This is a genomic window from Rhizobium moroccans (genome assembly GCF_057559155.1).
On record NZ_JBHFJG010000006.1, the window covers coordinates 75,640 to 87,133 of the forward strand.

At 62.5% G+C, this 11,494-nt stretch carries 12 protein-coding genes; 1 reads left to right on the forward strand and 11 read right to left on the reverse strand.

Annotation, left to right across the window (positions count from 1 at the left end; all coding sequences use genetic code 11):
- Positions 1-12: 12 nt before the first annotated feature.
- The 7 genes from ACE04I_RS04660 to ACE04I_RS04690 form a co-directional block, all read right to left on the reverse strand.
- Positions 13-948, reverse strand: a complete 936-nt coding sequence (locus ACE04I_RS04660) for a 2-hydroxyacid dehydrogenase (RefSeq protein ID WP_046793956.1) — start codon at positions 946-948, stop codon at positions 13-15.
- Between the two features lie 39 nt (positions 949-987).
- Positions 988-1,701, reverse strand: a complete 714-nt coding sequence (locus tag ACE04I_RS04665; RefSeq protein ID WP_046793957.1) for an amino acid ABC transporter ATP-binding protein — start codon at positions 1,699-1,701, stop codon at positions 988-990.
- A 105-nt stretch (positions 1,702-1,806) separates the two neighbouring features.
- Positions 1,807-2,610 (reverse strand): transporter substrate-binding domain-containing protein, encoded by an 804-nt coding sequence (locus ACE04I_RS04670; RefSeq protein ID WP_046793958.1) that lies wholly within the window; start codon positions 2,608-2,610, stop codon positions 1,807-1,809.
- Positions 2,611-2,660: 50 nt separating this feature from the next.
- Positions 2,661-3,320 carry an amino acid ABC transporter permease gene (locus ACE04I_RS04675; protein ID WP_046793959.1) on the reverse strand — a complete coding sequence of 220 codons (660 nt, stop codon included), beginning with the start codon at positions 3,318-3,320 and terminating at the stop codon, positions 2,661-2,663.
- Positions 3,321-3,329: 9 nt separating this feature from the next.
- A complete protein-coding gene (locus ACE04I_RS04680) occupies positions 3,330-3,998 on the reverse strand; it encodes an amino acid ABC transporter permease (protein ID WP_046793960.1) in 669 nt (222 codons plus the stop codon).
- Between the two features lie 113 nt (positions 3,999-4,111).
- Complete coding sequence (locus ACE04I_RS04685; RefSeq protein ID WP_046793961.1) at positions 4,112-5,146, reverse strand: LacI family DNA-binding transcriptional regulator; 1,035 nt, start codon at positions 5,144-5,146, stop codon at positions 4,112-4,114.
- Between the two features lie 112 nt (positions 5,147-5,258).
- Complete coding sequence (locus ACE04I_RS04690; RefSeq protein WP_046794316.1) at positions 5,259-6,236, reverse strand: AraC family transcriptional regulator; 978 nt, start codon at positions 6,234-6,236, stop codon at positions 5,259-5,261.
- Between the two features lie 108 nt (positions 6,237-6,344).
- Between ACE04I_RS04690 and ACE04I_RS04695 the strand changes: the two genes are divergently transcribed.
- Positions 6,345-7,547, forward strand: coding sequence for an MFS transporter (locus ACE04I_RS04695; RefSeq protein ID WP_487206700.1), 1,203 nt, complete (start codon positions 6,345-6,347; stop codon positions 7,545-7,547).
- A gap of 48 nt (positions 7,548-7,595) precedes the next feature.
- Here the strand turns inward: ACE04I_RS04695 and ACE04I_RS04700 are convergent, their stop codons facing one another.
- The 4 genes from ACE04I_RS04700 to ACE04I_RS04715 are packed head-to-tail and all read right to left on the reverse strand — an operon-like array spanning position 7,596 to position 11,441.
- Positions 7,596-8,510 carry a TIM barrel protein gene (locus tag ACE04I_RS04700; protein ID WP_046793962.1) on the reverse strand — a complete coding sequence of 305 codons (915 nt, stop codon included), beginning with the start codon at positions 8,508-8,510 and terminating at the stop codon, positions 7,596-7,598.
- A 23-nt stretch (positions 8,511-8,533) separates the two neighbouring features.
- Positions 8,534-9,616, reverse strand: coding sequence for an ABC transporter ATP-binding protein (locus tag ACE04I_RS04705; protein ID WP_046793963.1), 1,083 nt, complete (start codon positions 9,614-9,616; stop codon positions 8,534-8,536).
- A gap of 12 nt (positions 9,617-9,628) precedes the next feature.
- Positions 9,629-10,546 carry an ABC transporter permease subunit gene (locus tag ACE04I_RS04710; RefSeq protein ID WP_046793964.1) on the reverse strand — a complete coding sequence of 306 codons (918 nt, stop codon included), beginning with the start codon at positions 10,544-10,546 and terminating at the stop codon, positions 9,629-9,631.
- A gap of 10 nt (positions 10,547-10,556) precedes the next feature.
- Positions 10,557-11,441, reverse strand: a complete 885-nt coding sequence (locus ACE04I_RS04715) for a carbohydrate ABC transporter permease (protein WP_046793965.1) — start codon at positions 11,439-11,441, stop codon at positions 10,557-10,559.
- Positions 11,442-11,494 lie beyond the last annotated feature (53 nt).

The following is an 11,494-nucleotide window of genomic DNA, read 5'->3' on the forward strand; positions in this document are numbered from 1 at the left end:
ACTGCTTTCGGTTCAGTTGACTGTGGTCGGCGGCTTTTCACCGGCGAAATGGGCGGCGATATTGGCCAGCACCATCTCACCCATGGCGATGCGGGTTTCGACCGTGGCGCTGCCCTGATGCGGCATTAAAACCGTGTTCGGAGCGGTGAAGAATTCCTGCCGGATGTTCGGCTCGTTGACGAAGACGTCGAGGCCGGCGGCCGCAATCGTTCCCTCATTCAATGCGGCAAGCAGCGCGTCCTCGTCGATCACGCTGCCGCGCGCGACGTTGACGATCACCCCCTGTGGCCCAAGTGCCTTCAGCACGTCCGCATTGACGATGTTCTGGGTTGCTCCGTTGGCGGCAATGCAGACGGCCAGCACGTCGCTGTCCTCGGCAAGCTCGAGCGGCGACGCGCAGGATTTCCAGTTCGTGTCGGTGATCGTGGAGCGGTTCCAGTAGCGCACCGACATGCCGAAGGCTTCGGCGCGGCGGGCAAAAGCCTTGCCGATCTGCCCCAGGCCAAGAACGCCGACGCGCTTGCCCTTGGGGCTATTGCCCAGCGGGAATGGTTCCTTGCCCCAGCGGCCTTCGCGCACGAAGTTGTCGCCCTTCACGACATGACGCAGTACGGCCAGCATGAGTGCGACCCCGGTGTCTGCCACATCGTCCGTCAGCACGCCCGGCGTGGTGGTCACGTCGATATTGCGGCTGCGGGCGAACGCCAGATCGACCTTGTCGGTGCCGACGCCGTTGATGGCGATCACGCCGAGTGCCGGCAGCTTCCCGATCCATTCGTTGGAAAGCCCGGTGGCCCCGCCGGTCGCGACCGCGCGAATGGAGCCCGCGGCGGCTTCGATCGTGGGAAACGCGGCAGGGTCATAGAGGCGATGAACCGTATAGGCTTCGTCGAGCCGGTCCTCGATAAGCTTCATCATCGGCTCGACGAGCAGGATATCTGGCTTCATGTGGGCAATTCCGTCTTGGCTGGACTTGGCGGGCAAGGTTCAGGAAATCTGGCCGAGGAAGTTCTTCAGGCGCTCGTTCTTCGGATTGCCGAAGAATTCGTCCGGAGTGTCCATTTCGAGGATTTCGCCGCGATCCATGAAGATCACCCGGTCGGCGACCTGCCGCGCGAAGCCCATTTCGTGGGTGACGCAGAGCATGGTCATCCCCTCCTTGGCGAGATCGATCATGGTATCGAGCACTTCCTTGACCATTTCCGGATCGAGCGCGGAAGTCGGCTCGTCGAAGAGCATGATCTTGGGGCTCATGCAGAGCGCCCGCGCGATCGCCACGCGCTGCTGCTGGCCGCCGGAAAGCTGCGCCGGATATTTCTCGGCCTGCTCGGGAATACGCACCCGCTCCAGGTATTTGCGCGCGGTCTTTTCCGCCTCCGCCCTGGAGATGCCACGCACCTTCATGGGCGCCAGCGTGCAGTTCTCGAGCACCGTCATGTGCGGAAAAAGATTGAACTGCTGGAAGACCATGCCGGTCTCCTGCCGCACGATGTCGATGTTCTTGCCGCCGGCGGTCAGGTCGTGTCCATCGACGACGATGCGGCCCTTCTGGATCGTTTCGAGCTGATTGATGCAGCGGATCAGCGTCGACTTGCCGGAACCGGAAGGTCCGCAGATAACGATGCGTTCGCCGCGGTTGACCGACAGCTCGATATCCTTGAGAGCGTGGAAGGCGCCGTACCACTTATTGACGCCTTCCATGTGTACGGCTGAAGGGGAAGTAGTGTCGGAAGCCCCCCGCACGTCCGCTGTCGATGCGTTTGCGTTAACCTCAGTCATTGCGAGGAACTCCTTCGATCTTGTCTCTTACTGCTTGGCTTCGCTGACGAATTCCGGCAGCGGCGAGCCGAGCCACTTTTCGTGGATCTTGTTCAGTTCGCCGTCGGCCTTCATCTTCTCAATGAACTGGTTGACGGCCGTGAGCAGTTCGGAAGAACCCTTGCGGACGGCGATGCCCTGCACCTGCTGGCTGAGCTCAAGCTTCTGGTCGAAACGGCCTGGAGCGGCCGTCTCGATCTGGGTGGCGACGACGTTCGAGACGCCGATCAGCTCGACCTGGCCGGAAAGCAGGGCCTGGACGGCGCTTGCGTCATCGTCGAAGCGCTGGATTCTGGCATCCTGCGGAGCGATCTTGGTGACCGCGGTATCCTGCGTGGAGGCGCGCGCGACGCCGATCGTCTTGCCGGAGAGGTCTTCGGGCTTGGAAACTTCCACGTCGGTCGCTCCGAAGACACTGATAGAGATGCCGGCATAGGGCTCGGAGAAATCCACGTTCTTGGCGCGCTCTTCCGTGATGCCGAGCGAGGCGACGAGCAGATCCACCTGGTTGCTCTGCAGGTAGGGAATGCGGTTCGGGCCGGTAACCGGCACGATCTGCAGTTCGACGCCGAATTCCTTGGCGAGCAGCTTGGCAACGTCCGCGTCGTAGCCGTCGGGCTCGTTGGAAGTGTTCATGATCCCGAAGGGCGGGAAATCGACCATCATGCCGATCTTCACCGTGCCTGCGGACTTGATGCTCTCGACAGTCTGAGCCGTTGCCGTGGAGGCCATCGCCCCCATCATCAGGCCGGCGCCGATCGCGGCCATAACCATGCGTCTGGAAATGTTCATGTTCCTACCCTTTCTGTTGCGCCGGTTTCCTCCCTCCGGCAGGGATCCCGTCAACGCGCCGTTGCCCGGGAGAATTTCAGTTCCATCCGTCGCGCCAGCACCGAAAGCGGCCAGCAGAGGATGAAGTAGACCGCCGCTACCGTTCCGAAGACGAGGAAGGGGCTGAAGGTTGCGTTGTTGATGATCTGCCCCTGGCGGGTGAGTTCGGTGAAGCCGATGATCGCCGCGAGCGAGGTGCCCTTGATGAGCTGCACCAGGAAGCCGACCGTCGGCGCGACTGCGATACGGGCGGCCTGCGGCAGGATCACGTAGCGCATGCGGTTGAAGTAGCGCAGACCCAGTGCGGTCGCCGCTTCCTTCTGGCCTGGCGGGATCGCCTCGATGCAGCCCCGCCAGATCTCGCCGAGGAAGGCGCTGGCATGCAGCGTCAGCGCGATCGTGGCGGCGATCCACGGATTGATCGCAAAGCCGAAGATGTTCATGCCGAAGAACACAAGGAAAAGCTGCATCAGCAGCGGCGTGCCCTGGAATATGCGGATGAAGCCGGTGGCAAGGAGGCGCGGCAGCTGCAGATCCGAGACGCGCGCAAGCGCGATCACGAGACCTCCGATGCCGCCGCCGATGAAGGCGATCGCCGAGAGCGCGATCGTCCAGCGCGCCGCATAGACGATGATCCAGAATTCAGGCCATCCGAAAGCTCTGATTAGCATGTCTCTACCTCACCGGCTCAGCGGATATTTGAAGGCTCTTTTCTCGATCACCGAGAAGAGAGCCGAGAAGCCAATGGACATCACGAGGTAGATCAGGGTGACGGTGATATAGACCTCGAAGCTTGCGAAGGTGGCCGATTGCAGGTCGTTGCCGGCCGCCGCCAGATCGTCGGCGGAAATGACCGAGACGACGCTGGTATTGAGCATCAGGTAGATGAACTGGCTGGTGAGCGCCGGATAGACGGTTCGCAGCGCCGGCTTCATGATGATGTAGCGGAAAATCTGCACCTTGGAGAGGCCAAGCGCAGTGCCAGCTTCGACCTGGCCTTTCTGCACGGATTCGATACCGGCGCGGATGATCTCGGTGCCGTAGGCGCCAAAATTGACCACCAGCGCGAAAAGAGCCGCGCTGTTGGGGGAAAGCCTCAAACCCAGCGAGGGCAGGCCGAAGAAGATGAAGAAGATCTGCACCAGAAAAGGCGTGTTGCGGATGATCTCGATATAGGCGTCGATCACCAAGCGCAGCGGTGTCGGGCCGGATGTCTTGCCCCAGGCGCAGAAGATCGACACCACGAGCCCGATCAGCATCGCGCCGACCGAAAGCTGGATCGTTAGCCATGCGCCGAGCAGAAGCTGATTGAAGCCCGCGAGCACCGGCTCGAAGTTGAAATTGTACAACTTGGGTCCTCCCCGATGTGGTTCGGGAGAGACGACGCTCCTCTGCGCGTCCCTTAATTTAGATCGATCTAAAAACTTTCAGCGAAGCCGTCAACGGGCAATCCGCAATTATTTTATAGGGCGAACTTGGGCACGGGCACACAAGACTGGCGTATATGCAGCTTGGGCTGCTTCACAATCTTGCGAGGTGAACGCGTGGGTTCTTCCAGTCTTTCGATCAGAAGCTTGGCGGCATTTTCGCCGATTGCCACCGGCGCCGTGGACACCGAGGTAAGCCGCGGGCGCATGGTTTCCGCATCCGTAACATCGTCGAAGCCGACCAGGGAGAAATTCTCGCCGACCTTGAAACCCAGATCGTGAAGCCCGGCGGAAAGACCGAGCGCGATCACATCGTTGAAGCAGATGACGGCCGTCGGCTTTTCGGTCTGCTCGAACAGGAGCTGCGCGGAACGGGGTATTTCGGCCGTCTGATAGGGAATGCGGACAATCCTTTCGGCGCTCAGGCCGCGCGAGCGCATGGCGTCGCAAAATCCCTCGATACGTTCGTTGTAAGCCGAATGGATCGGCCCGTGGACCGCGAAGGCAATTCTCTCGTGACCGAGGGAGGCGAGATAGTCGACCGCCTGGTGCATGCCGGCAGCATAGTCGACACCCGCGTAGTCGACCTCGTCGGTGATGTGGCGCAACGCCTGTACGAGCGGGAGGTCCCATTCCAGAAGCCGGGTCAGGAATTCGCGCTCCGTGCCGGCCGCCGGGCAAAGGATCACGCCGTCGACGCCGTGCTCTCGCATGCGGCGCATCACCATATCCTGCCGGTCGACGAGATCGCCGCTGTTGGCGAGGATGACCACCATACCGGCGGCATCGATCACCGCCTCTATGCCGCCGAGGAGTTCGGCGAAGAAGGGATTGGTGAGGTTCGGAACGATGACCCCGACGGTATGGCTGCGCTCGGCCCTGAGCCTTGCCGCACCCATGTTGTAGACATAGCCGAGCTCCCGCATCGCTTCCTCGACACGGCTGCGGGTCTCGGCGCCCACCAGCGGGCTCTTGCGGATGACGAGCGAGGCCGTCGCCCGCGAGACATTGGCTCGCCGGGCCACGTCGAGGAGCGTCACGCGGCTTTTCTTTCGGTCTTCGGAGGGCATGTTCGTCACTTGTCGAAGGCAGGGTGATCCCCGGAAATCTACCGGGGCGATTCTTCCCTATATTCGTGCCAGACCGCAGGGCGGATCAAGTGGGCTTCTTCGGATGACGACGTTACTCGGCCGCGATCGGCGGCACCAGTCCGGGCAGGATACGCAAATCCATCCCGCCCGGCGGGTGGTTCTTTTCCCGGAATTGGCTCGGCGGCGCTCCGACCACCCGCTTGAAGGCGCGGCTGAACGAGGCCTCGGAATCATAGCCGAGCCGTTCGGCGACCACGGCGACGCGCTGGCCCTCCCGAAGCCACAGGCGGGCCTGGTGCATGCGCATGCTGGCTACATATCGGGCGGGCGTTTCTCCCACCACCTCGGCAAACCGCTGGGCGAAACCGGAACGGGACGCACCCATCAGCCGGGCCATTTCCTCCACGGTCCAGTCATGCGCGGGATCGAGATGGATGGCCGCCAGCACGCGTCCGACCTCCGGGTTGCGCACAGCCGCGAGCCAGCCGGTGGAATCGCCGCAGCCATGCTCGACCCAGGTGCGGATGAGGGTTGCCGTCAGCACGTCCGCTAACCGCGCGAGGATGCCGCCGGCACCCACACGGTTCATTTCCACCTCCCGCGCCATGGCATCCAGCAGAGCTGGTATCGCAGGTTCGCTGGCCGCAAGATCGTCGGTGCGCATTACATCGGGCATGAGTTGCAGCAACGGATGCAGCCGGTCGACGTTGAATTTCATCAAGGCGAAGAACAACAGGTTCCGTCCGCCCGGGCGAGGGCATTCGAGATCGAAAATGCCTTCGCACACCTGTTTTCGGGCGATATCGTCAACCCGTCTCGGTGGGACGCCCGGTTCACTTGCCAGAACATGCGCATCGCCGCGCGGAAGCAAAAGCGCATCTCCGGCATTGAGCTTCATCCATTCGCCGGAAGGCGCCTGCAGCCAGCACTTGCCGGCGGCGACGAAATGGAACCGCGCCGCCTCCTGCGCGGGAAAGGCCGTCGCCCATGGCTCGCAGGGTTGGCAACGGCCGTATTCGACACCGTCGAGCCGCAGCCCCCGCAGCATTTCGCTAAGGGGATCGGCAATTGTGCTTCGCAACATTTTGGACGAATTGTCAAGCATTCTGGATTTCCTAGCATAGAAACTCCAGCCTGTCACGCGTAGTTTCCGCCTCCAATTTCAAGGAGACGAAGCATGATGGACTCTCTACCAAGTGATTCCGATAGTTTTGATGACGGCCGCCGCGATGCTGCCTGGGCTGCGGTGGTCTCTCTCGCGCTCGGCGTCTTCGGTCTGGTAACTGCGGAATTCCTGCCGGTCAGCCTCTTGACGCCGATGTCGCAGGATCTCGGCGTCAGCGTCGGCGCTGCGGGCCAATCCGTGACCATGACCGCCGTCGTGGGGGCGATCGCCGGGCCGGGCGTGGTGATCGGCATGCGCAACATAAACCGCCGCTGGACGCTGCTGGGCCTCACTTCGCTGCTGATCATTTCCAGCTTGCTTGCGGCTTTCGCCAATGGTCTTCCGATGCTGCTTCTCTCCCGCGTGCTTCTCGGCATCGGTCTCGGCGGTTTCTGGGCCATGTCGGCGGCACTTGCCATGCGTCTCGTACCGGGAAGGCTGATGCCGCGGGCCATGGCAGTCATCCTGACCGGCGTATCGGTCGCCACCGTCACTGCGGCGCCGGTCGGGGCATGGATCGGTGCGACGCTCGGATGGCGGGCCGCCTTCCTCATCGCAGCCGGCGTCGGCGCGTTCACGCTCGTGGTTCAGGCGCTGACTATCCCATCCCTGCCGCCGGCCGGAGCTCCAAGCATCAATACGCTTTTCGCGCTCCTGCGCCGCCCGCGGGTCAGGCTCGGACTTGCCACGACGCTGCTGGTCGTTGCCGGGCACTTCGCCGGGTTCACCTATGTCCGGCCGTTCCTCGAACAGATCCCGCGGTTCGGCGTCGAGGCGATCTCGCTTACGCTGCTCGCCTACGGCATCGGCGGCTTCTTCGGCAATCTCTTCGGCGGCTTCCTGGCCGAGCGCAACACCGGCCTCGCCGTGAGCATTGCGGCAGCCGGGATTGCGATCACCGCGTTCATCCTCGTCGCGGTGGGAATTTCGCCGATTGCGACCGTGCTGGCGGTGACCGCCTGGGGCTTTGCCTTCGGTGCTCTGCCGGTGAGCGTTCAGAGCTTCACCACCCGTGCAGCTTCCGATGAAGCCGAAAGCGCGGGTGCGCTGCTCCTGACGACCTTCCAGATCGCGATTTCCAGCGGCGCTATCTTCGGCGGGCTTCTGGTGGAATCTCAAGGGCCGCTCGGTGTCTTCGCCTTCGCCGGCATTGCCTCGCTTCTCGGCGCATCGCTGATGACCTTCAGTGGCCGTGCGCGACTGCAGCAGGCGTGACGGCAACCGGCCGGACCTGATCCCAGGTCCGGCCGGTTTTTTCAGTTCCTACTCGGCGGCGAGCGTCTGACGACCGCTGTTGATGTCGATGAGACGCCGTGCGCGCTCGAGGCTTGCAGGCTGTTCGTTACGGTGGCGCGAGCCGATTTCCATCATCAATACCGTATCGGGCAGGAAGGTGAGCTCGGAGAAGATCTCTTCCCAGGCGATGTCGCCCCAGCCGAGCGGCATATGCAGGTCGCCGAGCCCCATGGCGGTCAGTTCCTGCGGATGGAAGCCCTTGTAGAAGCCCTGCGGCCGGCCGAAGGAATCGTGCACATGCAGATGGCCGGTGACAGGCGCCATGGCGCGTAGCTCTTCCCGGAAATCCAGGCCCCGATAGGTGGATTCGATATAGGCGTGGCTGAAATCGATGAGCGCCACGAGGTTGGGATGGTTGACCGCCTTGACGGTCTCGGCGATCTGGGCCGGTGTCTGGCGATACTGGCCGAGCTCGGTGGTGAAGATGTTTTCGAGCGCGACCCGCACGCCGTAGCGCTTGGCGAACTCGGCGACCTCCACCAGCGCTTCGCGCTCGCGCTCGTCGGCTCCTGCGCGTTCGGCGATCTGGTCGGCCCTGAGGCAGCCGCCGTGCTGCACGATGACGCGGGCATCGATGCGGTCGCAGACCTCGATCAAGGCCTTGGCGGCGGCGATCTGATAGCCTTGAGTGACCGGGTCCATGAAATTCGAAGAGACGAGCCCGTGCACCGTGTAGCGGAAGGGAAACTGCTTCACGAGTTCCGCGAGCCTGTCTGCCCGTTCGGCGATGATGCGGCCGCCGCTGATGAGGTCGATGCTGGTCAGCCCGAGCTCGACCGTCTCAACACCCATGTCCGCGAGACGCCGCAGGTCTTCGGCAAGACTGTCCAGTTCGCCGTCGACGGAACCGGAATTGAAGCCGGTGGAAATGAGATTGCCCATGATATTCTCCGATCGTGGTTTGCTTAAGCCGGGTGAATGTCGATCCGCTTCCCGTCTTCAATGGAGAAGGCATGCAGCGCATCGTCGAAGGTGAAGTGAACGGGGGTGCCGGATGAAAGTTCTTCGGTATCGGTGTCGAGAGCGACGAGGCGGTTGCCGTTGACCTCCGCATGGATGAGGCGCGAACCGCCGAGTTCCTCCACGTAGTCCACGATGCCCGGAATGGTGCCGATCTGCGGGCCGATCGTCCGCTTGACGGCTTCGGGACGGATGCCGAGCACGATCTTGCGTCCCGGCACTCGATGGCCGTTGAGCGAGCTGACTGCGATCCTGCCGCCCTGGCCGTGTACGAAATGGCCTTCGGCGTCGAATTCGCCCTCCAGCAGGTTCATGGCCGGCGAACCGATGAAGTCGGCGACGAAACGGCTGACGGGGCGGTTGTAGATTTCCGCCGGTTTGCCGACTTGCTCCACATGTCCGCCATTCATGATCACGAGCCGGTCGGCCAATGTCATCGCTTCCGTTTGGTCGTGGGTGACGAAGATCGACGTGACGCCGAGTTGGCGGTGCAGTCGGCGCACCTCGCCGCGCATCGCTACCCTCAGCTTGGCGTCGAGGTTGGAGAACGGCTCGTCGAAGAGGAAGACCTTGGGCTCGCGAACCATGGCACGGGCCATGGCGACGCGCTGGCGCTGGCCACCCGAAAGTTCGCCTGGCCGGCGGGCGAGCAGGGCTTCCAGACCGACTGACTGTGCCACCTTCAGCACGCGTTCCTCGCGCTGGGGTTTCGCCATGCCGGCGACCTTCAGCGCATAGCCGATATTGCCCGCGACCGTCATGTGCGGGTAGAGCGCATAGTTCTGGAACACCATGGCGCAGCCGCGCTCGCGCGGCTCAAGCTGGTTGACCACGCGGTCTTCGATGGCGATCTCGCCGGCCGTGATCTCCTCCAGTCCCGCGATCATCCGCAACAGGGTCGACTTGCCGCAGCCGGAAGGGCCGAGAATGACGATGAACTCGCCGGCCTGGATTTCGAGATCGACGCCGTGAATGATGTCGGCCTTGCCGTATCGCTTCTTGACGTTTCTGATGCTGATGGCTGTCATGGGTTCATCCGATCACTTGTCTTTGGTGATGAGGCCGCGCACGAACCAGCGCTGCATGAATGCGACGACCAGGAGAGGGGGAAGCATCACGAGCAGCGCCCCGGCCATCGTTACGTTCCAATCGGGCGTGCCGTTCTGGGCGGGAATGAGCGCCTTCAGTTCCATCACCACCGTGCCGTAATTCGGCCGGTCGGTGGTGACCAGCAGCGGCCAGAGATACTGGTTCCACGACGAGACGAACATGATGGTGGCAAGCGCCAGCATGTTCGTGCGCGAAAGCGGGATGAGCACCTCGAAGAAGAAGCGCATCGGGCCGGAACCATCCATCTTCGAGGCTTCCACCAATTCGTCGGGGATCGTCATGAAGAACTGCCGGTAGAGGAAGGTTCCGGTCGCGGTGGCGATCAACGGCAGGATGAGGCCCGTATAGGAGTTGAGCAGGTTCCAGTTCAGCTCGATACGGATGCCCGCGATTGTCTCCACCAGCGAGGTGATGCCGGTCGCATCGAGTAACGCCTGGAAGGGCAGGAGCGCGTTGGCGGCGATCGAATAGGTCGGCACGATGCGGACTTCCAGAGGCAGCATGAGCGTCAGGAAGATCAGCCAGAAACACAGCATCCGGGCGCGGTAATTGAAGAACACGATCGAGAAGGCCGAGAGGGCGGCGATGGTGATCTTGCCGATCGTCACACCCCCCGCGACGACCAGCGTGTTGAGAAGTTTCGGGCCGAGGTCGGCGCGGCTCCAGGCGGCCGACAGATTTTCCATGAGATGGGAGCTCGGCCATAGCGTGAGCGGCACCCGCGCCACCTCGGGCAGCGACAGGGAGGCGGCAACCAGCACGATCCAGAAAGGAGTGATGATGATCACCAGGCCCAGCGCCATGACGGCGTAGGTGACGAAGTCGAAAAAGGAGGAACGCTCGATCATGAATGAAAACTCACGTGTAGTGGATACGGCGCTCGACCCATTTGAACTGCACGAAGGTCAGCGTGATCACGATCAGCATCAGAACGATCGATTGGGCGGCGGCGCCGGAATAATCGAGGCTTTTGAAGCCGTCGTAGTAGATCTTGTAGACCATCACCTCCGTGCTGCCGATCGGCCCGCCTTCCGTCATCGTGTCGATCAGCCCGAAGCTGTCGGTGAAGGTGGAGATGATGTTCATGATCAGCAGGAAGAAGGTGGTGGGCGCGATCAGCGGAAGCTGCAGGTCGAGCATGCGGCGGGCGGGCCGGGCGCCGTCCATGGCGCCCGCTTCGGCGATCGATCGCGGAATCATCTGCAGCGCGGCGAGAAAGAAGACGAAATTGTAGCCGATGCTGAGCCAGGCATGGGAAATGATCACCATGATCAGCGCGTGCAGGCCGTTCGTGGCAGGGTCCCATATGCCCGGCCAGATCCGGTTCAGCGAGCCGATCATGCCGGCTTGCGGCGAGAAGATGAATCGGAACGCCACGCCGACCACCGGCGCTGCTAGCGCATAGGGCCAGATGAAGACGGACTGAAAGATCTTGGTGCCCTTGAGCCCGCGATCGACGAACAGCGCCAGCACGAGCGCGATGCCCATGGAGATGCCGGTGGCTGCCGCGGCATAGACGGCACTCCGACCCACCGTGGACCAGTAGCGCCCGTCGCCGAAGACACCCATGAAATTGTCGAAGCCGACCCATTCATTGCCGCCGCCCCAGGCCTGTTCCAGGGTGAAGGCCCAGTAGAGAGCCTGCGAGGTAGGCCAGTAGAAGAAGACCAGGACCAGAATAAGCTGCGGGGCTATCAGCAGCCACGGCAGGACCCGGTTGCGATAATGGGCGCGTCGTTCCATCGATGATCAATCCGCAGTGACGTGAAGCACGAGCGCGGGCGGGAACCGTAAGG